The organism is Actinoallomurus sp. NBC_01490 (genome assembly GCF_036227085.1).
GTDB classification, from domain to species: Bacteria; Actinomycetota; Actinomycetes; order Streptosporangiales; family Streptosporangiaceae; genus Actinoallomurus; species Actinoallomurus oryzae.
In genome coordinates this window covers 8,640,245-8,663,202 of record NZ_CP109433.1, presented here as the reverse complement: position 1 = coordinate 8,663,202, position 22,958 = coordinate 8,640,245, and the positions used below count along the sequence as shown (strand labels likewise).

The window sequence follows — 22,958 nt, the reverse complement described above, 5'->3', positions numbered from 1 at the left end:
TACGGTTAGGGCGCTCTTGCAGGCGAGGGCGTTGCCGCCGGAGTTCACATGCAGCACAACGGCGCACGGGTGGTCCAGGTCGCGGTCACGGACAGCACGGCGTCCGGCACCGGGTGGCGCAGGCGCTCGGTGATGGCCCCGGTCTCCTATCCCTACGCGAGGACGCCTTGTCCCACAAGCATTCCGGCGTCCCACAAGCATTCCGGCGTCCCACAAGCATTCCGGCGTCCCACAAGCATTCCGGCTCGCTTGGTCACATTATCGGCGGCGACGACAGGCCCAAGCCCACCGATGTCACTACCGAAGACAGCAAGCCGGACGTCTCGCACCACCGTTGTAAAAACTAGGTGCTGCGGCCCTCGCGGTCCAGGCCCCAGCTGCCCAGCAACGGAAGCACCTGCGCGGTGCGCGAGCCGGGCTCGACGGTGTAGACCACCAGCCGCTGGTCGAGGCGGTGCGGGATGGTGATCGCCTCGATGTGGAACTCGAGCCGGCCCGCCGACGGGTGCGCGAGAACCTTCGCGACCGACGTACGGTCGGTGACGTTCTGGTCGTCCCACCACCGGGTGACGTCCGCCGAGCGCGCCCGCAGGTGCTCGACCAGCGCGGCGAGGTGCCGGTCGTCCGGGTGCTGGCCCCTCTCGTAGCGGAGTCCGCCGACGGTCGCCCCGGCGAAGTCCTCCCAGTTGACGATGCGGTCGCGCGCGGCCGACCCGAGCAGCAGCCACCGGGCGAAGGGGGTGCCGGTCTCAAGCTCGACACCGAGCACGGCGTCGAGCAACGCGTTGCGCGCCAGCACCTCGCTGCGGCGGCCCAGCAGCAGCGTCGGCAGATGGTCGAGCGCGGCCATCATCCGCAGGAGCCCCGGCTCGGGCCGTTGTGGGAGCTCCCAGTCTCCGCGGCGGCGCGAGGAGGGCTGCGCGAGCGCCCGCAGGTGCTGACGCTCGATGTCGTCGAGGCGCAGGGCCCTGGCGAGCGCCTCGCACATCTCGTCGCTCAGCGTGGTCTGGCGTCCCTGCTCGAGGCGGCTGTAGTGGTCGGGGCTGATGCCGGCCAGCACGGCCAACTCGTCCTTGCGCAGGCCCGGCACGCGGCGCGGACCGGGGAACGGGTCGATGCCCGCCTGCGCCGGGGTCAGCCGGTCGCGGCGGGAGCGCAGGAAGGAGCCGAGAGCGGCGTTCGGCGGGCTGCGCCGACCGGTCGGCGGTGGGAGGGACACGCCGCCCATCATAGGAAAGCGGCTCGGTTCCTACCTGGTCATGGCGTGACCAGGCAGAAGTCGCCCTGGCCAGCGCGCCGGTGGCCGCCTTTGATCGTGGTCATGAGCCCTCCACGAACCGCACTGGTCACCGGATCCACCAACGGCATCGGCGCCGCGGTCGCCTCCGCCCTAGCCGCCGACGGCGTCCGCGTCCTGGTCACCGACCGCAACGATCAGCGCGGTGCCGCCGTGGCGGCCGGCATCGAGCGCGGCGGCGACCAGGCGTCGTTCCTCGCCTCCGAGCTCGACCAGCCGCCGGGAGAGCTGCGCGAGTTCGCCGGGGCGGCGGCCGAGGCGTTCGGCGGCCGAGTCGACATCCTCGTGCACAGCGCGGCGTTGTGCCCGCCGGTCGGCACGCCAGCGCTCAGCGACGACGATCTCGAGGCCACACCCGCGGTCAACGGGCGTGCCACGTGCTGACCGCCGCGCTCGCACCAGCGATGGCCCAGCGAGGCGGCGGCACGATCGTCGTCATCGGCTCGTGGACGGCGAGCGTCGGGAGCCCGATCGTCGGCCTCTACTCGGCCACCAAGGCGGCGCAGATCCAGCCGGCCCGCAGCTGGGCGGCCGAGTTCGGCGGGTCCGGCGTCCGGGTCAACACGGTATCCCCGGGCGTGACCCGCGCGGCCGGGCAGTCCGACCCGGCGGTGGCCGGGGCTCACCGGCGGCACCCCAGCCGGGGTGACCGGTGGTGAGTCGTGGTAGCACTCACCGTCGCGGAGCATGGCCCACAGCACGTTGCCCCTACGGCGGTACAAGGCGAGTACGGCTTATCCAGGCGACGGCCGCGGCGACCTCCTGCAGTGTGCCGGCCCGGGCCGTGCGCGAGCAGCAACCCGATCAGCAAGGCGGCGCCACCTCTGTTGATGCCGACCGCCCACAGCACATCCTCCGCCAGGGCCAGGACGTCGCTGATCAGTTCCGGCAGGACCGCCTCATCGTTGAGGACCCGGCGCGACAGCAGCTTGCTGCCGTCGGGGCCGATCACCACACAGTGATGGTGTCCCTTGCCGATGTCCATCCCGGCCCAGAAATGGGACACAGGCCACCTGCGTCAGCTCGCTCCACAAACCGATCCCGCAGACGACCTCGCCGACGCAGTCCTCCACAGCGATCACGGCGCATCTCTCGATCAGCGGTCGAGTCGTCGCGGGGCTCTGGGTGGCCATGTTCCTTCAGCCATCCCAGCGGCTCGACCATGCCGGCCACACCCACAGCCCCCGGGCCCACCGATCTTACGAATGGCCGGCCCGACCCACGATCAAGAAAGTAGGACTGACTATGCCGAGCAACCGACTCCGGGTAGGGGTCATCGGGGCGGACACCAAGGCGAGCTGGGCCGGGGTATCGCACATCCCGGCGATCCGGGGCCTCGACATGCTGACGCTGTCCGCGGTCGCCACCCGTCGCGAGGAAAGCGCCCGCGAGGCCGCCGCGGCCTTCGGCGCCGAGCAGTGGTTCGTCGATCCGTTCGCGTTGATCCGCAGCGACACGGTCGACGTCGTCACGATCGCCGTCCGGGTCCCGGCCCACCGCGATCTCGTCCGCGCCGCCCTCGACGCCGGCAAGGCCGTCTACTGCGAAGCGCCGCTGGGGGCCTCGCTCTCGGAGACGCTGGAACTGGCGTCCGTCGCCACCTCCCGGCCCTGTGCTGTCGGGCTGCAGGGCCGCCTCAACCCCACGGTGCGGCGCGCGGCGCAGCTGATCGCCGAAGGCGCGATCGGCCGGCCGCTCAACGCACGGGTCGTCTCCACCTCGTCGGCCTTCGGGCCGGTCACCGCCTCGCCCTACGAGTACTTCGAAAAGGCGGAGGCCGGAGCCAACCTGCTGACCATCACCGCCGGCCACACACTCGACATCGTCGAGGCGCTGCTGGGCGACATGACCGAGGTCGACGCGCGCGCCGACACGCTCTGGCCCCACCCGCTGCTCGCCGACACCGGCGAACGGACCAGCCGCGAGGTGCCCGACCACGTCGACGTGCTGGCGCGGACGACATCGGGGGCGGTGGTCACCGCGGACGTCGTCGGCGGGGTCGCGCCCGACGACGCGACGTTCCGGCTCGACCTACGCGGCACCGACGGATGGCTATCGCTCACCGGCGGCACCCTCTTCGGCGTGCAGGGTGGCGACCTGATGCTGAGCTCAAGCGCGGCGTTCGAGGCGCCGGATGAGCCGGCCGCGTCCGGCGCCGTCGGACCGGCGATCAACGTCGGCGAGCTCTACGCGAGGCTGGCCGGCGACCTCCGTACCGGATCGCGGTCCGCTCCCGGCTTCGCCCATGCCGCGCACAACGCCCGCCTGATCGCGGCCGTCGCCGAGGCCGCGAGCTCCGGGCGCCGCGTCATGGTGCCGAGCACGCTCGCGCGGTGAGCGATCACCCACCGCCGAGCAGATCGGTGAACTGGCCGACGGTGAGCCCGCCGAAGGGATCCGGGTCATGCTTACCGCGCCGCAGGCTCCACGACGAACGCGATCATGGATCGCTGGGTGGGCAGCGCACTTTTGAGCCGTGGAGCCGGCTCAAAAGAGAGAGGGCCGAGGACAGGTCGATCACGTCGGCGTACTTGGCGTCCAGGTCCAGCAGGTTGGCCTCCTGTAGCCGCGGGTCCCGGTCACCACACGCGTCGGCGACCACCAGCGGGCGGAAGCCGTGTTGCAACGCGTCCGTGGCGGTGGCGCGGACGCAGCCGCTGGTGGTCAGGCCGCAGATGAGGAGCGTGTCGATGCCTGCGCTGGTCAGGGTGGCGGCCAGGGACGTGCCGTGGAAGGCGCTGGCGTACTGCTTTGTGACCACGACCTCGCCCGGCCGCGGTGCGGTCTCTTCACAGAACGCGCCCAGCGGGCCGCCCTCGTCGAAGACACGGAGCGCGGGGATCTTGAGGCGGAACAGCCCGCCGTCGGCGCCGCCCTGCTGGTAGCCCACCCGAGTATGGAGCACGGGCGGTCCGGCGGCGCGGGCGGCGTCCAAGAGCGTGGCGGCGGCCCGTACGGCCGGCTCGACCGGGGCGCGCAGGGGAGAGCCGTCGGTGAGGTAGGCCTGGACGATGTCGACGGCCAGCACCGCCGGGCGGCGGCCGCAGCCGAGCCGCCCGGCGAAGCCGGAGCCGCGGTAGTCCGCGGCGAGATCCACGTCGCTCATCGCACGTGAACGGGAGGTTGTGGGGCGGGCAAACCGGTCTCCTCCTCACACCGGGCCAGGATCTGCTCCATCGGAGGCCCCATGTCGAAGACCGGAATCTGCGCGCGGGAGGCGGCGAGACGCGCGCGCAGCGACGCCGTACCGGCCTCGTCGACCTCGCCGCGCGATGAGCAGACGACGCCGTAGCCGTCCCGCGCGCCATCGGGGGTGACCAGGCCGCGAAGGACCTCGAGGCCGACCAGCGCCGGGTCGCGTTTCAGCGGGTCGCCCCAGCCGCCACCGCCCCAGGTGACGAAGTGCAGAACGTCCCCGGGGAAGACCGGCACGTCGTGGATCTTGCTCGGCAGCACCTCGACCGAGCCGGACGCGCGTTGGATCCACTTGCGGCCGCGGGCGCCGGGACGGCCGCCGTTCACGCCCCAGGGGTAGGTCAGCCAGCGGTCGTCGTGGATCGCGATGGTGCCCGGCTGCTCGAACCGGTACGCCACGTCGACGCCGTTGCCGCCGCGGTGCAGGCCGGCGCCGCCGGAGTCGGCGACGGTCTCCCAGCGGTCGATGCGGAGCGGATAGTACGACTCCAGGTACTCACAGGGGATGTTGACGAACGACGGCCAGAGCGAGTGGCCGTCCGGGCCGTCGCCGACCGGGCGGCCCGGCACGCCGCCGAAGCCGATCGAGTAGAGCTGGAACCACTCGCCTTCTCGCGGCCCGGACTCGTAATGCCCGGAGTACATGAAGTGCGGGGAGGAGGAGAAGCCGGCCGCGTTGAGGATTTCCGGGTTGGTCTGCCCGAGCAGCCCGCCGAACAGGTCGAAGACCCGCCCGATCCCATGGTTGCGGGCGTTGAGGGCCGCGGGATACCGGGGCTTCCAGAAGGAGTTCTCTGGGATCGTCACGTCGATCAGCGGATAGAAGCCGTCGTTCCACAGGATCTGCGGGTCGGCCACCGTGATGACGTAGATGCCGAAGAACATCCGGACGAGGTTTTCGTTGATGAAGTAGTTGACCGGCCCGACGGCCTGCGGGGCCGCCTGGCTGAAGTCGAGGTGGATCTTCTCCCCGCGCCTGGTCAGCGAGACGCGCAGCTCGTACGGCCCGTAGCCGCATCCGTCGTCGCAGATGTAGTCGCCGAACTCCAGCGTCTCGCCATCCTCGAACAGGGTCGCGAGCAGGACCTTCATGGCCTGGTAGTTGCGGTCGAGCAGGGCGTCCAGCGTGGACAGGTAGGTCTCCACGCCGAAGCGGTCGCACAACTCGCGTACCCGGCGGGCCGCCGTGGAGCAGGCCGCGACCAGCCCGTTGAGGTCGGCGCGGTTCCAGTCGGGCATGCGTACCTGGTTGAGGATGATGTCGAGGGCCGCCTCGTTCAGCTCGCCGGCCTCGTACAGCTTGATCGGCGGGATGACGACGCCCTCTTCGTAGATCGTGCGGGCGTCGGCGGGCATCGAGCAGGGCGTCTTGCCTCCCACGTCGGACATGTGCCCGAACATCGAGGCCCAGCCCACCAGGCGGCCGTCGTGGTAGATCGGCACCACCAGCAGCCAGTCGTTCGCGTGGCTGATCGCCGCGCCGCAGGCGTACGGGTCGGAGGTCAACAGGATGTCGCCTTCGCCGACCGTGCCGGAGAAGTTGTCGAGGAAGTCGGGCACCGACAGCCCGAACTGCCCGACGACCATCTTCCCGGACGGGTCCGCGATGAGGGGGAACTCGTCGTGCTGCTCGCGGATGCCCGGCGACAGCGCGGTGCGGAACAGCACCTCGTCCATCTCGTACCGTGCGTTGCGCAGGGCGTTCTCCACGATGTCGAGGGTGACCGGATCGACGTCCACCCGGGCCACCGGTTCGGTGTTGGTCTGCAGGATCTCGGCCATGAGCGTCCCCTAACGGTCTTCCACGGGGCGGATCAGAAGACTGCCGCTGTCGTGCACGGTCGCGGCGTGGTCGGGCAAGATGAGCGTGGTCGAGTCCATCTCGATCACGATGGCCGGGCCGGGCACGACGTCGCCCGCGAGGAGCCGGGCACGGTCGTAGACACGGGCCGTGGAGGGTGCGCCGGAGACCCAGATCTCGGTCTCCCGGATCAGCGCCCCGCTCGGGTCGCCGGTGCCCGCCGGCAGGTTTTCCCGGGCCACGTCGGGACGCGGCCCGCTCACCGTCACGCGCAGGTTGATCACCTCGCGTTCGTTGCCGAGCAGGAACGAGAAGAGCCGTTTGTGCTCGGCGTCGAAGGCCGCGCCCAGGTCGGCGAGCAGATCTCCGCCGGTCACCGACTCCGGGGCGAGCGTGATCGGGATCTCGAAGCCCTGGCCGTGGTAGCGGACGTCGACCATGTACGTCACGGTGTGCTCGTCGCGCGGGACGCCTTCGGTCACGAGCCGCTCGGCGGCCGTGTCGGCCAGCTCGGCCAATGCCTCCCGCAACTCGCCGTCGTCGAGGGTGGAGAACCGGCGGACCATCGTGCGGGCGCTCTCGTCCCGGACACAGGTCGTGGCGTCACCGTACGCGCAGAGCACCCCGGGCGAGGGCGGCACGATCACCGGCCACGATCCGGTGAGCCGGCCGAGCGCGTTGGCGTGCAGCGGCCCGGCGCCGCCGAACGCCACCAGCGCGAAGTCGCGGGGATCGAACCCCTGCTGCGTGCTCACGAGGCGGAGCGCGCCGAACATGTTCTCGTTGACGATGTCGATGATCCCGGCCGCCGCGGCCTCCACGCCGGGCAGTCCTATCGCGTCGGCGATCGTGCGTACCGCCTTCCGGGCGCTCTCGACGTTGAGCGCTATCTCGCCGCCGGCCAGTTCTTCGGGCAGGTAGCCGAGCACGACGTTGGCATCGGTCACGGTCGGCTCGACGCCGCCCTGGTCGTACGCGGCGGGGCCGGGTACGGCGCCCGCCGATCGCGGGCCGACCCGCAACGCCTTGGTCAGCTCGGGCACGTGCGCGATCGATCCTCCTCCCGCGCCGACCGTACGCACGTCGACGCTGGTGGCCCGGACCGTCAGGTCGCCGACGGTCGTCTCCCGGCCGACCCGGGGCCGGCCGTCGAGTACGAGCGCGACGTCGGTGGAGGTGCCGCCCATGTCGAAGGTGAGAAAGTCGCGTACGCCGACCTGCTCGGCGAACCAGGCCGCGCCTGTCACTCCGCCCGCCGGCCCGGAGAGCAGGAGGGAGACGGGGTTCGCGGCGGCCTTCTCCGCGCGGGTCAGTCCGCCGTCGCTGCGCAGGATCGACAGCGGGGCCGTGACGCCGCCGGCGGTCAGGGCGCCGTCGAGGCTGCGGACGTAGCGGGCGACCTCCGGCTGGACGTATCCGTTGGCCACCGTCGTGACGGTCCGCTCGTACTCTCGCATCTCCGGGAGCACCCGGCTGGACAGCGAGATCGGCACACCCGGAAGCTCCTCGGCCGCGAGCGAGGCCATGCGCTTCTCGTGGTCGCCGTTGGCGTACGAGTTGATCAGCGAGATCGTCAGCGCCTCGATGCCCGCCCCTGCCAGCAGGCGCAGGCTCTCGCGGGCGCGTTCCTCATCCAGATCGGACACGATCGTGCCGTCGGCGGCGATCCGCTCCCTGACCTCGACGGTGTGCTCCAGCCGGGCGAGCGGCTCGGGCTTCGGCCAGATGATCCAGCCGGCCAGCCCGCCCGGCACGTACGACCGGGCGATCTGCAGGACCTGCCGGAAGCCCTCGGTGGTCACCAGGCCGACGCGTGCGCCGCGTCCCTCCAGGATCGCGTTGGTGGCGACCGTGGTGCCGTGGAGTACCTGGTCGATCGCGGACATCTCCACCCCGGCGTCCCGGCACACCTTGCGGATGCCCCCGAGCACCCCGACCGACTGGTCCTGTGGAGTGGATGCGGTCTTCGTCCGGTAGCTGGTACCCGTTTCCTCGTCCACGAGGAGTACGTCGGTGAACGTGCCTCCTACGTCGACCCCTAGGCGGAATCCCATGGCATCTCCTGTGCTCCCTGCCGTCGGCCGAGTCGCCGCGGCTAGATGGTGCCGTGTGCGGCCAGCGCCGCCATCTGGTCGTCGGTGATCTTCAGGAGACCGCCATAGATCTCCTTGTTGTGCTCGCCCAGGGCGGGTCCGGCGTGCCGGACCGCGCCCGGGGTCTCGCTGAGCCGGGGAAAGGCGTTGTGCATCGGCAGCTCGCCGAACTCCGGATGGACCAGGCGGACGATCGCCTCCCGGGCGGCGAAGTGTGGGTCGTCGAACATGTCGCGCGCCGTATAGATCCGGCCGGCCGGTACCCCGCCGTCGTGCAGCGTCTCCAGCAGCTCGTCGGTGCCGAGCGTGCCCGTCCAGCCGCTGATCAGGTCGTCCAGCGCCGTCATGTTGGCGCCGCGCGAGGCATGCGTGGCGTACGCGGGGTCCTCGGCGAGTTCGGGCCGGCCCATGGTGGCGGCCAGCCGGGAGAACACCGTGTCCTGGTTGGCGGCGATCAGGATCATCTCGCCGTCGGCCGTCGGGTAGACGTTGCTCGGCGAGACGTTGGGCAGCACCGGACCGGTGCGCTCCCGCTGGTAACCGGCGATAGCCCACTCGGGCAGCAGCGACTCCATCATCGCGAGCACGGCCTCGTAGATCGCGGCGTCCACGACCTGGCCACGCCCGGTGTTATGGCGGTTGTGGACGGCCACGAGCGTGCCGATCGTGGCGAAGACGGCGGCCAGCGAATCGCCCAGGGAGATCCCGGCACGCGACGGCGGCCTGCTGGGATCGCCGGTCACGTACCGGATGCCGCCCATGGCCTCGCCGATCGAGCCGTACCCGGCCCGGGGAGCGTACGGGCCGGTCTGCCCGAACCCGGTGACGCGGACCAGGATCAGGCCCGGGTTGGTCTCGCGGAGCCGGTCGTACCCGAGCCCCCAGCGTTCCAGCGTGCCCGGCCGGAAGTTCTCCACCACGATGTCGGCCTGGCCGATGATCCGCCGGGCCAGCTCCTGGCCCTCGGGGGTCCGCAGGTCGCAGGTCACCGACTTTTTGTTGCGCGCCACCACCGGCCACCAGAGCGACCGGCCGTGCGGCTTCTCCCGGCCCCACTGGCGCATCGGGTCGCCCCGTCCGGGGGACTCCAGCTTGATCACCTCGGCGCCGAAGTCGCCGAGGAGCTGTCCGCAGAACGGACCGGCCAGCAACTGGCCCATCTCCACGACTCGCAGGTCACCGAGCGGGCCGTCCGGATTCGTCGCCACTAGCGCTCCTCGGTCGTCGGTTGGTCGTCGGATGCGCGGAGCAGCACGGTCTTGGCGGCCAGGACGTGGGAGCGCATCACCGACTGCGCCCAGAGCCCGTCGCCGGCACGAAAAGCGGCCACCAATTCCCGATGGTGCGCGCAGCTTCGCGCCAGGTCGGCCGCCTCGTAGCGGTGGAAGGTCCGGACCACGAGGGGGACCTGGACCACCGCGTTGAGCAGGGTCATCAGGCGGGCGTTGGCCGCCGCGTCCCGGACGATGTCGTGGAACTCGGCGTTGAGCTCGGTGACCTGGTCGAGGTCCTGGGCGGGGCCGGGCGCGGCGACCCGCTCGATCAGGCCGCAGAGCTCCTCCATGCGGTCGACGCCCTCCGCCTTGATGCGTTCGGCGGCGCGCATGGCGGCGAAGCCCTCCAGCAGCAAGCGCAGGTCGTAGATCTCCTCCAGGTCCTCCCGCGACCACTCCGACACCCGCGCGCCGCGGTGGGGGAGCACCTCGACGAGGCCTTCGACCTCGAGCCGACGTAGCGCCTCGCGTACCGGTGTACGGCTCGAACCGGTGAGCCCCGCCAGCTCCGCCTCGCCCAGCCTCTCGGCGGGTCGGTACTCGCCCGCGAGGATGGCGGAGCGGAGCCGTTCGTAGACGCGGTCGACTGCACGAACCACGGACAACCTCCCTCGTGTTGCATGCAACCTAGTGACGCTACATTGCTTGACACAAGGTTTTCGCTGGAGCAATCTGCGGCTCAGTGCGAGATTGCATACTTGGGAGGCTGTATGGCTCGAGTGGAGCTGGTCGAGGTGGCGCCGCGGGACGGCCTGCAGAACGAGCCGGTGGTGCTGGGCACCGCGGACAAGGTGGAGCTCGTACGACGCTGTATCGATGCCGGGTTGCGGCGGATCGAGGCGGTCAGCTTCGTCCATCCCCAGCGGGTACCTCAGATGGCCGACGCCGAGGCGGTGATGGCCGCGCTGCCCCGGGTGGCCGGTGTCTCCTACGCCGGGCTGGTCCTCAACGAACGCGGGCTCGACCGGGCGCTGACCGCGGGTGTGGACGAGATCAACGTGGTCGTCGTGGCCACCGACGAGTTCAGCCGCCGCAACCAAGGCCACACCACGATGGAGGGCGTGGCCCTCTGGTCGAAGATCGCCGCGCGGGCACGCGCCGCCGGGCTACGGCGTACGGTCACCATCGCCGCCGCGTTCGGCTGTCCCTTCGAGGGCGAGGTGGCATCGGATCGGGTTCTCGACCTCGTACGCAGGGTGGCCGAGGCCGAGCCCGACGAGGTGGCGCTGGCCGACACGATCGGGGTCGGCACCCCCGACCAGGTACGCGGCCTGCTGACCGGGGCGGCCGCGATACTTCCGGCCGGCACGCCGCTGCGCTGCCATTTCCACAACACCCGGAACACCGGCTACGCGAACGCGGTGGCCGCGCTCGACAGCGGGGTGGCGGCGCTCGACGCCAGCGTCGGCGGGTTCGGCGGCTGCCCGTTCGCCCCGGCCGCGACCGGGAACATCGCGACCGAGGACCTGCTGTACGCACTCGACCGGATGCGCGTCACCACGGGAGTGCGCATCGACCCACTGATCGGGACGGCGGACTGGCTGGGCGAACGCCTCGACCGCCCGGTCCCGGCGCTCCTCGGCCGGGCGGGCGTCTTTCCATCCGCGCGTTAGGCGGCTGTCACCCGGTACGAGGAAAAGGCGAGGTTGTGCAGAGCCCGCACGAAAGCATGGCTTGACCTGCGAGAACTGGATCACGCGCACGCCACTTCGCCGTACGTGACCCTGGCCGCTCGTCAGGTCGCGCGGCGCAGGTACGGGGTGAGTAGCTCGTGAGCGATCCGCCGCGCCGCGTCCTCGGCCAGACCGTCCTCGATCATCCGGCTCAGCGTGTAGACGATCGACTGGACGAGCTCACCCGTCCGCGCCGGATCGGACGCACCGTGCTCGATCAGCGCCGTGCGGAGCGGGGCCGCCAGGTCCTCGTGGAGCAGCCGGCTCGACTCCGCCAACGTGTCGGTGCGGCTGGTCGCGGCCAGGGCTCGGGCCAGCGCATGATCGCCGCGGGCCACGAGGTGAAGGTTCGCGTCGATGTAGGCGAGCACCCGATCACCGGGGGTGCCCGCCTCCGCCATCCGCCCCTGCACGTACGCCGCCCACCGGGGAAACGTGTCGACGATCAGGGCGTCGAGCAGGTCGTCCCGTGACTTGAAGTACGAGTACACGCTGGAACGCGCGAGCCCGGCCCGGCGCGCGACGTCCGCCAGGTTCGGCGCACGCTCGGTGTCCTCCGCGCCCTCGGCGAGCAGATCGCGGGCCGCGGACAGCAGTGCGGCCCGCTGGGCAGCCCGGTGCTCGGCGACGGTCGCCGCCCGGATCTTCGGCACGCGCCCCCTTTCGTCGGTCTCGGCGGCCGGTCCCCCCGCGCACGCGGGCAGGCGACCGCGCTAGATGGCCCGGGTGAGGCGGCCGTCGACCATTTCGTACACCGTGTCACAGTGTTCCAGGACTTCATGGTCGTGGGTGACCATGACGGTCGCCACGGACCGCCGCCGCGTCTCGGCCGCGAGCAGCCGGACGATGTCGTGGCTACGCGCCCGGTCGAGGGCCGCCGTGGGTTCGTCGACCAGCAGGACGCTCGGGGCGGTCGCGAGGGCCCGCGCGATGCCGACCCGCTGCCGCTCCCCGCCCGACAGCTGGTGCGGGTACCGGTCTCTCTTGTCCGCCATGCCCACGTCGGCGAGGAGTTCGAGCGGGTCCCGGCCCGTTCGCGCGCGCCGCGGCCGGAAGTAAAGCGGAAGCCGGAGTTGGTCCGCGGCCGTCAGCGCCGGAATCAGGTTGCCGGACTGGAACACGAACCCGATGTGCTCGCGGCGCAGCGCCGCCCGTCTCCGCCGGCCCGCCGCCGTCATGTCGTACCCGGCCACCGTGACGGTGCCACGGTCCGGACGGGTCAGCCCGCCCGCGACCGCGAGCAGACTCGACTTGCCCGCGCCGGACGGGCCGACGATCGCGACCAGCCGGCCGGGCGGCACCGTGAGGGAGACGTCGTCGAGGGCCTGCACGGTCTCGCCGCCGTCACCGTGCCGCAGGTGGACGCCGTCCAGGACGAGTCCCGCGTTCTCGGGCGCGTCCACGCGGGCGGGTGTCTCGTCGGCTGACATGCTCCTGTCGATCACCGGTTTCCTCCGAGTGCGGTGGCGGGGTCGGTGGATGCGATCCGGGCGACGGCCACGCCGGCCCCGGTCAGGCCGAGGACGATGAGCCCAACGGCGGCCGCCGTCACGTTCGGCGCGCTGAGTGCGAACGGGACGCCGCCGCCGATCATGAGCGCGCCCAGCGCGACGCCGACCGCCGCGCCGACCGCGACGGCCGCGAGGAGGAGAATGAACGCCTGCGTCAACGCGTCCCGCAGCACCCATCGTCCGGACGCGCCCATGGCACGTAGCACGGCGACCTCGTGCCTGCGCTGGACCGCCCAGACGGCGAAGAAGGCGCCCGCGACCAGCGCCGAGATCGCATAAAGGAAGCCCTGGATGAGCTCGAGGGTGGTCGTCTCGGCCGTGTAGCCGGGGGACGCTCCGAAGGACTGGTCGATCGTGAGGCTCTCCGTACCCGCGGCGATGTCCCCGGCGGCGAGGTCGACCCTCGCACCGGGCCGCGCGCGTACCGCCACCGCGGTGATCTCACGGGTGGCGTGCTCGGGCATCGACCCGTCCGGGCCCACCCCGGCCTTGAGACGCTGCCAGATCGCGAGCGGCACGTAGCCGACATCGACGTGCCCGAAGGTGTCCTGCCGCCCGGTGGCGCCGACCACCCGCAGCCGCGTCCCGAGCCGGTCGACGGTGATCGTGTCGCCCACGCGCAGCCCGGCGTCCAGCGCGGTCGCGCTCACGACGACGCCGTCGGGCTCGCCCAGCCGGTCTCCCTCCCCCACCTTGGGCGAGAGGAACGAGTCGGGCCGTACCCCGAACAGTGCGAGGTCGATCTCGGCGCCCCTCTGGCTCTTGGTATTGACGAGCAGGTTGCCGTAGGGGGCAGCGTCCGCAACGCCCGGACGGCTCCGCCACTTCTCCACCGCCGACATGTCCACGATGCTCCGAGAGAAGGCCGAATCGTGCTGGACACCCCGTTCGAACGCGAACGAGGTCACGGGAAGGTTCTGCAAGCCGGACACGCCGTCCTTGACCAGCCCCTCCGATAGCCCGGACAGCATGACCATGAGGACCGAGACCAGGGCGACGACGGTCCCCATCAGCCCGAAACGGACCCAGGCGAAGCGCAGTTCGCGCAATGCCAGGAACATCAGCGCCCCCCGGGATGCTTTATCGACATCATGTCGACAAGATACCAACGTCATGTCGACAAACTGATACAGGGTGGGCGGAGCCATCGTCGACGAGCGCCGGCACCCGCAGCGTTCGCGGCGCTGCGGCTGCTGTCGATGGGTGATCGGGGTGAAGACGCGGAGACCATGAGGCGTCTTCGGCCGGCGTGCGAGTGGTGCCCGGGCGGTTCTGAGCGCTGCTTTCTGGAGGACTCCGGCGTTGCGCAAGCCGCTGACAGTTCAAGACGCTGGGGCATCCCGCTCGCATCCGTGTGCTAGAGCTGCTGAGCGAACGCGAGCATGCGGTCTCAGAGATGCTGCCGGAGGTCGGTATTGATCGGTATTGAGCCGGCGCACCTGTCGCAGCAGCTGGCGGTGTTGCGCCGGGCGAATCTGGTGGTCTCTCGCAAGGAGGGCTCTACCGTGTACTACTCACTTACTAGCCCGCATGTGGCGGAGTTGCTGGCGGTGTCGCCGACCCAGGTGGCCAAGTGGGCGAGGCGCACGGTGGACGTGCTGTAGGGGATCTACGCCTCGTGTCTCGACGGCCAGGACGAGATCGCCAAGCGACGGATCGTCGAAGCGCCGGCCTGAAACTTCAGCACGTATTCGGCACAGATGGCCGCCGAGAGCCGGTCACAGCCGGAGACGGCCGGACCTCACACCAACGGCGCCTGACCGCGTATCCGCAGTTCAGGCGCCGTTTCGCATGCCGATCAAGGGGCGGGCACAGCTGGATTCGGAACCAGCGACTCCTGGTTTGTAAGACCAGTGCGATCAAGGATCCGAGAACATCGTTGACCTGCGCAAACGTGTTTCCGTCCCGTCGGCCCGACGGGACTGGATTGGTCCAAGGCGGTGATCGACAGCTCGCATGTGCGGGCGATGAAGGGCGGCCCAAAAACCGGTCCGAGCCCGGTAGGCCGTGCACGGTCGGACTCCGAACACCACTTGATCGGTGAGGGCGGAGGCATTCCCTCCGTTCGGTCTCGCTCAGCGCGTTCGGAGGCGCCGGCCGCACCGCCGGCTCGCTTCTTTCAGGCACTACCTTCCGCCGTCGGTAGAAACTGCCGCGCGGCACACCCGACAATACGCAGGAGGTGCGAATCGGTAGATGCTCGACCAGCAGGGAAAGGGTTTCATCCCGGCAGCGGGTCACGAGTTCTCGGTGTCCGCGCCCTCGGACATCATCTCCAAGAGCGCGATACCTTTTCCCATGATGTCCAGCGCGGCCTCGGTCTGGGCCAGCTTCTTGCTCATCGCGGCGTTCTGCCGCTCCAGCCGCGCCTTTTCCTCGCGCAACTGCTCCAGCTCGGCCTGCTCCGGCGTTTTCTCCTTCTCGGCGGCCGGGCGGCGTCTCGCTGCCGGCGCCACAGTTGGATGCTGGATTCATAAAGCCCTTCACGGCGCAGCAACGCACCTTTCTCACCATGCTCGGCCGCGTCGTACTCCTCGACCATCCGCAGCTTGTAGGCGCCGGTGAACGTCCGCCGCTTGGGCCGATCGGCCCGCGGCCCGGCGCCGGAAGGGAGGTCCTGGCTGGTCATCGTCACTCTGCTCGGTATTCGTTCTCGCCCTGCTCATGTCAGTTAGGGAACTTCATCCCCTTGTGTCCCACTTCACCTGACACAGAGGGGGCGGCCAGTACAGGCGCTCGGGTCAGTGGCCGGGTTTGCGTGCGAGGACGAGCCGTCCCAGCGGGCTGGTGACGATCTGGGTGTCCTGGAACCCAGCCTCACCCGTTTCAGTGGCGAGGGTTTCGGCGGAGAGTCCGTAGGAGGCGTTCTGCTGTCGGTAGAAGAGCTGATCGAGCTGGGCACGGATGGAGGGCTCGTCCTGTGTGGCCAGCGGCGGGAAAAGCTCCTGCATCAAAAGCAGGCCGCCGGGTTGCAGGGCACGGAAGATCGTAGCGATGGTGGCTGCGCGAGCGCTGGTGGAGAAGAAGGGTTGGGCCCAGTAGGAAACGGTGAAGGCTGACTCCTCGTCCAGGGCACGCGCATCAATGGCGCGGACCTCGAGGCGGTCGGCGACGCCGGCGTCCTGCGCGCGGCGGCGGGTCTCGGCGGCGATCTCGGGAACGATCTCGACTCCGACAGCGTGAAGTTTGTCGAACAAGGTCAGCGTCGTGAGCAGAGCACCTCCGACTCCACTGCCGACGTCGAGTAGGGGACCGCCCTGTTCGAGCCGGTCCCGGTATTCCGGTAGCGCCTGGTAGATCAGCCCGTACAACTGCTGCGCCCCGATGGTGGGCCGCACTCCCCAGTCGCGAGCGAGCACCAGCGCCTGCTCGCCATCGAGACCACGTCGGCGATCAGTCGGCTGGACTGCCTGCCCGGCCTGGCCGCGCGCCAGATTCACAGCGTCGAGCGGTACGGTCATGTCGAAGCCGGAAACACCGGAAACGAGGGCGTCGAATGTCGTGCTCAGACAAAACGAGGCTGCCTTGGCCTGCACCACGCCGGCCGAAGTGAGTACCGTCAACACGTTCGAGACCTGCTCAACCGAGACACCGTTAAGGGTAGCCAGTTCCTCGGCGGTCGTGTCGCCTCGCAGTTGGTCGAGCCAGCCCGCGTGGTAGGCCGCTTGGACGAGCTCGATGAGTTCCGCGCCCTCGGCCCAGCTCCTCATCACAGATCGTGCCGCCAACGCAGCCTGTAGCCGCTCAAGACCCTCGGACTGTTCAATGTTCTTGTTCACTGCCGCTCCCTAGGGCGTCGAGGATGCCGAAGGCACCCGGTGATCTAGTCTTTTTATTTAATTACGGGCACCCCGGCCACGTTAATCAGCGAAGTCACATGCCTGGTCGACCACGGCGATAACCGTGATAATCAACACCCTGCGGACCAGGTGGGGCGCTGGCTCCGGGGCCTTTGTCCGGTTCGCCTGCACCTGGCGTTCAATATTCCAGGCGCTGTTCACGCCTCAGGAAAACCTCAACCTTTGTCAACAGGCTCTCAGGCTCGGGGATTATTGAGGGGGCCAGCGCGCATCGGTTGAGGTGGTCATGGGGTCGGGGTGGAAGCCTGATGCCCACGCCGCCGTTGTCGTCGTTTCTCGGTATGGGCGTCGTGATCACTCAGACTCGGCGGGCGGCTTCGGAGGTGACGCGCTGGATGGTTTTGACGGCGAGGTCGGGCTGGTCGACGTAGATGTAGTGTCCGCTGTTCGTGTACAGGGTGCCGACTCTATCGATCGGGTGCGTCGTAGGCGGCGCGGAGGTGGTCGCCGACCATCGTGATGGCCGTCCGGGCCGTCTCCACAGGCTTGAAGTGGGTGAAACCGTGGTCGGAGCCGGCGAACTCGTGGTAGGTGACCTCGGCGCCGTTCGCGCGCGCTTTCTCGGCGAACGCGCGCATGTCGTGGCGGAGGGTGTCGAGGCCGCCGGTGAGGATGAGCAACGGCGGAAAGTCTCCCGGGTTCGGGTACATGGCTGGTGACACGACCGGATCGGTCAGGTCGGCGCCGACGAGGTAGGTTTCGCGGATCATTCGCAGCATCCAGGGGCCGATGACCGGAATCTTCCGCGGGGAAGTGCGGCTCTCGTCGGGCAGGGAGAGGTCCGACGCCCCGTACTCCAGGCTGGTCGCCACCGGCGTGGGCCTTCCGTTCTGCAGCGCCTGGACGATCACGCTCAACGCGAGCTTCGCGCCCGCACTGGCCCCGCCGGCCGATACCCGGTTCTCGTCCCAGCCCCACGTTCCGGCCTGTTCGAGGATCCACAAATAGGTGTCGTAACACTCCTGTTCGGCGACGGGAAACCGGACCTGTGGGCTCACGTCGTAATCGGGAAGGACGACGTAGCAGCCCACTTCACTGGCCAGGTACCTGGCGACGTTGTCCTCCTGCTCCGGACGGCGCACCGCGAACGCCCCGCCGTGGAGGAGCAGGTGAACCGGAGGACGTCGCCCTACGGACCGCTCCGCCTCGATGTCCGCGGGAACCGGCGAATACAGCAGGGCGGGGATGTCGCCGTGCCGGGTCGGGATCGTGATCCGTGCCGGTACGGCAACGGGTTTCGTGGCGAATTGCAGCTTCGGCGATTCGAGCAGGAGCCGGCTCAGGACCGGGAAGGCCGCCTGGAAGAAGCGGGCGAGCAGCGCGGGCCGCCAGGCGACGGCTGATTCTTTGAACGGCATCGAAGAACTCCTGGTGATGAAACGGCGCTCCGACAAGCCCCTGAACAAAGTTCGATTTTGGTGTTACCTACCGTGCCTGAACTTTGTTAAGGTGTCAAGCGTGGCGAAGGGCATCACGCGGGAGCGAATCGTGGCGACGGCACTCGAGCTGCTCAACGAGAAGGGCATGGACGCTCTCACCGTCCGTGCGCTCGCTTCCCGGCTCGACGTGGGGGCCCCCGCGCTGTACTGGCACGTCCGCAACAAGCAGGAACTGCTCGACGAGATGAGCACGTTCGTCATGCGCCGCGTCACCGACGCCCTCTCGGCGATCGCTCCCGGCGCCGAATGGCGTGACGACGTCGCCGCCTACGCCCGCGTCCTGCGTGCGGAGTATCTGCGCCACCGGGACGGCGCGCGCATCTTCAGCGGCACGCGCTTCTCCGACCCGGACGTGGTGAAGGCGAAGGAATCCTGGCTCGCGCGCTTGACCGCGGCCGGGTTCTCACTGGCGGATGCGGACGACACCCTGGACCTGGTCACCGCGTTCGTCGTCGGCTTCGTCATCGAGGAGCAGGAGCGCGGCCAGCCGGCCGACGCCGACCCGGCCCGGTACTCGCTCGCCGAGCGCGATGAGTGGCTGGGTGAAGGTGCCGATCTGGTCAAGGCCGCCGGGCACCTCCGCGACGACGGCGACCCACGGTTCGAACGGCAGCTCGGCATCGTCCTCGACGGGCTCGCGGCCCGGTTGCGCTGACGGCCGGCCAGGTCGCCAGGCCGTCGACGAGGTCGTGGCCGCCGCCATGATCGACCGCCTCGTCCACCACGCCGAGGTCATCAGCCTGAAAGGAGACAGCTACCGCCTCAAAAACCGCGACCTGGGCCGCGTCTCCGCAGCCCAGACCAGCAACGACCATCAGTAACAACCCACCGCCAACAACACGACCAGGGGGTCACCTTTCAGGCGTCGCCGAGGGGTCAGAATTCGGGCTCTGGCACGGATTCCGTGATCTTGGCCCGGTGGCTCCGTCGGGCTTGGTGATCATGGTCGGTGGCGATCTCGGAGTTGCTGGCGGTCTTGTTCCCGCACCTGGCGTGCTTGTGTATCGATCGGGTGTTCCGTGCGGGCAGGTCGGTGCGGATCCAGGCGAGGACGCGCACGTCGCAGGCGGTGTGTCCGTCGTGTGGGGTCTTGTCGGGGCGGGTTCATAGCCGGTACGAGCGCCGGTTGTCGGACCAGGCGATCGCTGGTCAGGAGACGGTGATTCACCTGCAGGTTCTGCGGTTCCTCTGCCGCAACGAGGTGTGCGCCAAGAAGACCTTCGCCGAGCAGGTGCCGGGCCTGACCGTCCGTTATGGCCGGCGCAGCATCGGGTTGGGCGAGTGCCTGCGGGCGATCGCGCTGGCGCTGGGCGCACGGGCCGGGGCCCGGCTGACGCACCGGCTGGCGGCAGCGGTGAGCCGGATGACGCTGATCAGGATGATCCCGTCACTGCCCGACGCCGCCGCTGATTCCAGGCCGCAGGTCCTGGGCGTGGATGACTTCGCGCTTCGCCGCGGCCACCGATACGGAACCGTCTTGATCGACATGGCCACCAGCCGGCCGATCGACGTGCTGGCCGAACGGTCTGCCGAGTCCCTGGCCGCCTGGCTGCAGGGCCACCCGGGCATCGAAGTCGTCTGCCGGGACCGGGCCGGCCGCTACGCCGAAGGCACCACGCGCGGGGCACCAGATGCCATCCAAGTCGCCGACCGCTGGCATATGTGGCGAAACCTCGGTGAAGCCGTCGAACGAACCGTGACCAAACACCGCCACCACCTGCGCGAACTTCCTCAGACGACGACGCAGATCGACCCCGCCCCGCCCCGCGATCCACAGCCTGACAGCGATCCGAAGCCGCGAGAAGGACGCCTGGCCGAGCGCACCCGGCAACGGCACACCGCCATCCACGACCTGCTCGCCCAGGGGCGCCAGATCAGGCAGATCGCCCGGGAACTCGGACTGGGCCGCACCACCGTCCGCCGATATGTCCGGCCCTGGCGCAGCACCGCCGTCCCTCTCGAGCCGCCACCGACACCACCGACCGTCCGGCAGGTCACCGGCTGGATCCTGCGCCACCCGGACAATCTCCAACCCGATGAGCGACAGCAACTCGAGACACTCACCGCCGCCAGCCCAGCGCCGGCCAGCGTCCGAGAACACGTTCGCGGATTCGCTCACATGATGCTCCACCTGCACGGCGACCAGCTCGAACGCTGGATGAGCGCGGTCGAATTCAGCGACCTGCCCGAACTGCGCTCTTTCGTCACCGGGCTACGCCGCGACCTGGACGCCGCCCGCGCCGGCCTGACCCTGCCCTACAGCTCCGGGAAGGTCGAAGGCCAGGTCAACCGCATCAAGATGATCAAACGGCAGATGTATGGCCGCGCCAACCCCGACCTGCTGCGCAAACGCATCCTGCTCGCCGACTGAGAAGGGTTCGCTTCACGGAATCCGTGCCAGAGCCCACATTCGCGCGTCGTTGACATCTCCCCAGGCGGTCAGTGCGGCGTCGAGGTCGTCTGGCGCCTCGCGCAGCGTCCTGCCGAGCTCGGCGCCACCTAGGAGGGCGGATGTGGCGCTCATCCCTGAGTAGAGGTTCGGACACCACGCTGCATCGCCTGGGAGGACGACCCGTCCGTTGCTCCACCGAGGCATCTTCACCTGGTGCACCGAGTCGAACAGGCGGCCCGCACGGGCACTGATGATGCTGTCCGCCACAGCGAAGGACGGCACGTGTTCCTCGAGCTGAAATGCACAGATCATCGCGTCCCACGTCGTATGTAGTCCTCGGGCGGGCCGAAGACCATACGACGCACGCTCGACCGCAACCCGTCGGCGCCGACGACCAGGTCGAAGCTCTCACGGTACTGCGCGCCAGCACCGGCATCCTCGAGCAGCACCTGCACGTCGCTGCCGATGTCGCCGATCTCGACGGGCGTCGTGCGAACCGCACGTCGATACGCTCGCCATCCGCCTCGTCCCCGCAGGTGCTCTGCCAGAGCGCGGCTTCGATGTCACCGCGGACCACCGCTGCGGGATTGCCCGGCTGGTGCAGGAATCCCAGGCCCGGCTCACGGTTCCCACGCCGGGTCAGCGACCACGTCTTCCCGCCATCGGGCGGATTGGGGGGTGTGCAGGTGGCCGGCGATACCGAGGTCGATGGCCGCCTGCCTGCCCTCCGCCATCAGGCCGACGAAGTAGCCACCCTTTCGACGCTCCGGAGCCCGACGAGCACTGGTGTCCATCCGGCCTGCCGGAGCCCGATCGCCGCGGACATACCCGTGATCCCCAGTCCGACGGCCAATGCGCGCTTCCGCACGATGCCGTCCTCCGTACTCCCCGCTAGCCAGGCCGGGTTCGGCGACGCCCGGGAGGTCGCGCACGCCGGCCACAGGTTCGGCCGGGTCACCTTCGTGCAGGCGACCCGCCTCCTCGAACACACGTGACCAGCTCACAGCGTTCCGGTTCAGTCGGTGATCCAGCTTCCGTGGAAGCCGAGCGGGATGCGGACGGGCAGGTGCACGGTGGCGAGGGGCTCGCCGGTGAAGTCCTGCGCGGAGAGGATCACCAGGTCAGCCGCTCCCCGGTCGGCGTTGTTGACGTAGGAGAACACGTAGCCGTCGTCCTCCTTTTCGCCGGCGGCGATGAAGAGCGGTTCGCCCACGTACGCCTTGCGTCCCATCCGCCGGGTCTCGTGCGTGCCGCGCTCAAGGTCGTGCTTGATCAAGGTGTTGTCGAACGCCTCGTCGGGCATGTCCTCCAACTGGGTGTCGCCGGGGTAGAAGACGTTTTCCACGTCGAGGGTGGCGGTGGTGTAGCCGTAGCGGTACGGTCGGCCGGTGCGGCGCTCGTCCATGCGCGGGAACTCCTGCGCCCGGTCGTCCAGCCGGGTCTGCGCGACGCGGCCGGTACGCAAGTCAACGCGCCAGCGGTCGAGCGTGGGCGTGCCCCCGAGGTCCAGTCGGCCCTCCACGAACCGCTTGGGGTAGCGCACCACATCCACGACCACCTCGTCGCCGTCCTCGTAGGCGTTGAGCGTGTGGAACACCCAGCACGGCTCCACCTCGAACCAGCGCACTTCGCCGGTGCTGCGCGACAGAAGGCCGAGCCGCGGCGTATGTGCCTCGTTCCACGCGACCGGCAGCGGCGAGCCCTTCTGCGCGTGCGCCATGCTGAACGTCACCGGCAGGTCATAGATCACCACGTACCGCTCGGTGAGCGCGAAATCGTGCACCATCGGCCCGTCGGGGACCGGGATGTTCGTCACCTGCGTCACCACGCCCTTGGGGTCGATGACGATGTGCTGGTGATGGTCCCAGCCCCAGAAGTTCGCGATCGCGTGCAGCTCGCCGCTGACCGGGTCGAGGTGGGCGTGGCCGGTGTACCCCCCGGGCAGTGCGCCGCCGAAGTCGCACGGGCCGATCGTGTCGAGCTCGTAGCTCAGCTCGTACGGGCGCGCTCCCCCTTCCTGCGTCGCGAAGGTGCGCCCGGCCAGCCCGATCACATGGGTGTTGGGGGGGAAGTCCATGCCGGCGTGCACCGGCCCGGAACGCGGTTTCTCACCGAGCCGCCGCGCGACGGCCGCGCTGCGCACCCACCGGTTGCGGTACCACTCGGCGCGGCCGTCGCGCAGCCGCAGGCCGTGCACCATGCCTTCGCCGGTGAGCAGGTGGCCGGCGGTCGGGTCGTCGAGGCCGAGCGGGTTGGGGCCGTTACGCAGATAGCGGCCGGTCAGCTCGGCCGGAATACGACCGGTGACCTCCAGGTCGAAGGCCGTGATCTCCTCGGTGACGGGGGTGAAGCCGCCGGTGAACGGGGTGGTGGTCATGTCGTTTCCCTTTCGCCTGTCTCTTGTCGTGGTCCGCACGATGCCG

The 22,958-nt window shown here is 69.6% G+C and carries 23 protein-coding genes; 9 read left to right on the top strand and 14 right to left on the bottom strand.

The window, feature by feature from the left end; translation table 11 throughout:
* Positions 1–343 precede the first annotated feature (343 nt).
* The gene (locus tag OG417_RS39880; protein WP_329240268.1) at positions 344–1,219 is read right to left on the bottom strand and encodes a helix-turn-helix transcriptional regulator; all 876 of its coding nucleotides are present in this window, start codon (positions 1,217–1,219) and stop codon (positions 344–346) included.
* Positions 1,220–1,321: 102 nt separating this feature from the next.
* Between OG417_RS39880 and OG417_RS39875 the strand changes: the two genes are divergently transcribed.
* Positions 1,322–1,681, top strand: coding sequence for an SDR family NAD(P)-dependent oxidoreductase (locus OG417_RS39875; RefSeq protein WP_329240266.1), 360 nt, complete (start codon positions 1,322–1,324; stop codon positions 1,679–1,681).
* Positions 1,675–1,956 (top strand): SDR family oxidoreductase, encoded by a 282-nt coding sequence (locus OG417_RS39870; protein ID WP_329240264.1) that lies wholly within the window; start codon positions 1,675–1,677, stop codon positions 1,954–1,956. The genes OG417_RS39875 and OG417_RS39870 overlap by 7 nt, the downstream gene beginning before the upstream one ends.
* Here OG417_RS39870 and OG417_RS54620 read toward each other — a convergent pair.
* Positions 1,920–2,282, bottom strand: a complete 363-nt coding sequence (locus OG417_RS54620; protein ID WP_442875783.1) for an IS110 family transposase — start codon at positions 2,280–2,282, stop codon at positions 1,920–1,922. The two genes, OG417_RS39870 and OG417_RS54620, sit on opposite strands and share 37 nt — an antisense overlap.
* A gap of 260 nt (positions 2,283–2,542) precedes the next feature.
* Between OG417_RS54620 and OG417_RS39865 the strand changes: the two genes are divergently transcribed.
* On the top strand, positions 2,543–3,634 hold the full coding sequence (locus OG417_RS39865; RefSeq protein WP_329240262.1) for a Gfo/Idh/MocA family protein: 1,092 nt from the start codon (positions 2,543–2,545) through the stop codon (positions 3,632–3,634).
* A gap of 103 nt (positions 3,635–3,737) precedes the next feature.
* Here the strand turns inward: OG417_RS39865 and OG417_RS39860 are convergent, their stop codons facing one another.
* From OG417_RS39860 to OG417_RS39840, 5 genes are read right to left on the bottom strand one after another with little or no spacing between them, the layout of a single operon-like run.
* Positions 3,738–4,403: an isochorismatase family protein gene (locus tag OG417_RS39860; protein WP_329240260.1), complete on the bottom strand. Its 666-nt coding sequence runs from the start codon at positions 4,401–4,403 to the stop codon at positions 3,738–3,740.
* A complete protein-coding gene (locus OG417_RS39855) occupies positions 4,400–6,274 on the bottom strand; it encodes a hydantoinase B/oxoprolinase family protein (RefSeq protein ID WP_329240258.1) in 1,875 nt (624 codons plus the stop codon). The genes OG417_RS39860 and OG417_RS39855 overlap by 4 nt, the downstream gene beginning before the upstream one ends.
* Before the next feature lie 9 nt (positions 6,275–6,283).
* Positions 6,284–8,347 (bottom strand): hydantoinase/oxoprolinase family protein, encoded by a 2,064-nt coding sequence (locus tag OG417_RS39850; protein WP_329240257.1) that lies wholly within the window; start codon positions 8,345–8,347, stop codon positions 6,284–6,286.
* Between the two features lie 41 nt (positions 8,348–8,388).
* Entirely contained in the window at positions 8,389–9,594 is a 1,206-nt protein-coding gene (locus OG417_RS39845) for a CaiB/BaiF CoA transferase family protein (protein ID WP_329240256.1), read from the bottom strand.
* Positions 9,594–10,259, bottom strand: a complete 666-nt coding sequence (locus tag OG417_RS39840; RefSeq protein ID WP_329240253.1) for a GntR family transcriptional regulator — start codon at positions 10,257–10,259, stop codon at positions 9,594–9,596. Before OG417_RS39840 ends, OG417_RS39845 begins: the two co-directional genes overlap by 1 nt.
* Before the next feature lie 111 nt (positions 10,260–10,370).
* On the opposite strand from OG417_RS39840, the gene OG417_RS39835 reads away from it, so the two are divergent.
* Positions 10,371–11,273, top strand: coding sequence for a hydroxymethylglutaryl-CoA lyase (locus tag OG417_RS39835; RefSeq protein ID WP_329240252.1), 903 nt, complete (start codon positions 10,371–10,373; stop codon positions 11,271–11,273).
* Between the two features lie 122 nt (positions 11,274–11,395).
* Here OG417_RS39835 and OG417_RS39830 read toward each other — a convergent pair whose 3' ends face one another.
* Genes OG417_RS39830 through OG417_RS39820 form a run of 3 tightly spaced genes read right to left on the bottom strand, consistent with a single transcriptional unit; the run spans position 11,396 to position 13,905 of the window.
* On the bottom strand, positions 11,396–11,986 hold the full coding sequence (locus OG417_RS39830) for a TetR/AcrR family transcriptional regulator (protein WP_329240250.1): 591 nt from the start codon (positions 11,984–11,986) through the stop codon (positions 11,396–11,398).
* Between the two features lie 60 nt (positions 11,987–12,046).
* On the bottom strand, positions 12,047–12,763 hold the full coding sequence (locus tag OG417_RS39825; protein ID WP_329240248.1) for an ABC transporter ATP-binding protein: 717 nt from the start codon (positions 12,761–12,763) through the stop codon (positions 12,047–12,049).
* A gap of 11 nt (positions 12,764–12,774) precedes the next feature.
* A complete protein-coding gene (locus OG417_RS39820) occupies positions 12,775–13,905 on the bottom strand; it encodes an ABC transporter permease (RefSeq protein WP_329240246.1) in 1,131 nt (376 codons plus the stop codon).
* Between the two features lie 354 nt (positions 13,906–14,259).
* Here OG417_RS39820 and OG417_RS39815 point away from each other — a divergent pair, with 354 nt between their 5' ends.
* Positions 14,260–14,448, top strand: coding sequence for a hypothetical protein (locus OG417_RS39815; protein WP_329240244.1), 189 nt, complete (start codon positions 14,260–14,262; stop codon positions 14,446–14,448).
* 633 nt (positions 14,449–15,081) lie between these two features.
* Here the strand turns inward: OG417_RS39815 and OG417_RS39810 are convergent.
* From OG417_RS39810 to OG417_RS39800, 3 genes are all read right to left on the bottom strand, one after another.
* Positions 15,082–15,300 carry a hypothetical protein gene (locus tag OG417_RS39810; protein ID WP_329240242.1) on the bottom strand — a complete coding sequence of 73 codons (219 nt, stop codon included), beginning with the start codon at positions 15,298–15,300 and terminating at the stop codon, positions 15,082–15,084.
* A gap of 285 nt (positions 15,301–15,585) precedes the next feature.
* Positions 15,586–16,623, bottom strand: a complete 1,038-nt coding sequence (locus OG417_RS39805; protein ID WP_329240241.1) for an SAM-dependent methyltransferase — start codon at positions 16,621–16,623, stop codon at positions 15,586–15,588.
* A 488-nt stretch (positions 16,624–17,111) separates the two neighbouring features.
* Positions 17,112–18,062 carry an alpha/beta hydrolase gene (locus OG417_RS39800; protein ID WP_329240239.1) on the bottom strand — a complete coding sequence of 317 codons (951 nt, stop codon included), beginning with the start codon at positions 18,060–18,062 and terminating at the stop codon, positions 17,112–17,114.
* Positions 18,063–18,162: 100 nt separating this feature from the next.
* Here OG417_RS39800 and OG417_RS39795 point away from each other — a divergent pair, with 100 nt between their 5' ends.
* The 4 genes from OG417_RS39795 to OG417_RS39780 all read left to right on the top strand — a co-directional run bounded on the left by OG417_RS39795 (position 18,163) and on the right by OG417_RS39780 (position 21,530).
* Positions 18,163–18,798 (top strand): TetR/AcrR family transcriptional regulator C-terminal domain-containing protein, encoded by a 636-nt coding sequence (locus OG417_RS39795; RefSeq protein WP_329240237.1) that lies wholly within the window; start codon positions 18,163–18,165, stop codon positions 18,796–18,798.
* 34 nt (positions 18,799–18,832) lie between these two features.
* On the top strand, positions 18,833–18,964 hold the full coding sequence (locus tag OG417_RS39790) for an ATP-binding protein (RefSeq protein WP_329240235.1): 132 nt from the start codon (positions 18,833–18,835) through the stop codon (positions 18,962–18,964).
* Between the two features lie 128 nt (positions 18,965–19,092).
* Complete coding sequence (locus tag OG417_RS39785) at positions 19,093–20,514, top strand: ISL3 family transposase (protein WP_329240234.1); 1,422 nt, start codon at positions 19,093–19,095, stop codon at positions 20,512–20,514.
* 851 nt (positions 20,515–21,365) lie between these two features.
* Positions 21,366–21,530 (top strand): hypothetical protein, encoded by a 165-nt coding sequence (locus OG417_RS39780; RefSeq protein WP_329240233.1) that lies wholly within the window; start codon positions 21,366–21,368, stop codon positions 21,528–21,530.
* Between the two features lie 20 nt (positions 21,531–21,550).
* Here OG417_RS39780 and OG417_RS39775 read toward each other — a convergent pair whose 3' ends face one another.
* A complete protein-coding gene (locus OG417_RS39775; protein ID WP_329240232.1) occupies positions 21,551–22,912 on the bottom strand; it encodes a carotenoid oxygenase family protein in 1,362 nt (453 codons plus the stop codon).
* Positions 22,913–22,958: the final 46 nt, after the last annotated feature.

What these genes read in the sequence shown, in the direction of transcription:
- OG417_RS39875 (WP_329240266.1), top strand. Translation starts at nt 1,322, where the DNA reads ATGAGCCCTCCACGAACCGCACTGGTCACCGGATCCACCAACGGCATC.
- OG417_RS54620 (WP_442875783.1), bottom strand. Translation starts at nt 2,282, where the DNA reads ATGGACATCGGCAAGGGACACCATCACTGTGTGGTGATCGGCCCCGAC.
- OG417_RS39865 (WP_329240262.1), top strand. Translation starts at nt 2,543, where the DNA reads ATGCCGAGCAACCGACTCCGGGTAGGGGTCATCGGGGCGGACACCAAG.
- OG417_RS39860 (WP_329240260.1), bottom strand. Translation starts at nt 4,403, where the DNA reads ATGAGCGACGTGGATCTCGCCGCGGACTACCGCGGCTCCGGCTTCGCC.
- OG417_RS39855 (WP_329240258.1), bottom strand. Translation starts at nt 6,274, where the DNA reads ATGGCCGAGATCCTGCAGACCAACACCGAACCGGTGGCCCGGGTGGAC.
- OG417_RS39850 (WP_329240257.1), bottom strand. Translation starts at nt 8,347, where the DNA reads ATGGGATTCCGCCTAGGGGTCGACGTAGGAGGCACGTTCACCGACGTA.
- OG417_RS39835 (WP_329240252.1), top strand. Translation starts at nt 10,371, where the DNA reads ATGGCTCGAGTGGAGCTGGTCGAGGTGGCGCCGCGGGACGGCCTGCAG.
- OG417_RS39825 (WP_329240248.1), bottom strand. Translation starts at nt 12,763, where the DNA reads ATGTCAGCCGACGAGACACCCGCCCGCGTGGACGCGCCCGAGAACGCG.
- OG417_RS39820 (WP_329240246.1), bottom strand. Translation starts at nt 13,905, where the DNA reads ATGTTCCTGGCATTGCGCGAACTGCGCTTCGCCTGGGTCCGTTTCGGG.
- OG417_RS39800 (WP_329240239.1), bottom strand. Translation starts at nt 18,062, where the DNA reads ATGCCGTTCAAAGAATCAGCCGTCGCCTGGCGGCCCGCGCTGCTCGCC.
- OG417_RS39775 (WP_329240232.1), bottom strand. Translation starts at nt 22,912, where the DNA reads ATGACCACCACCCCGTTCACCGGCGGCTTCACCCCCGTCACCGAGGAG.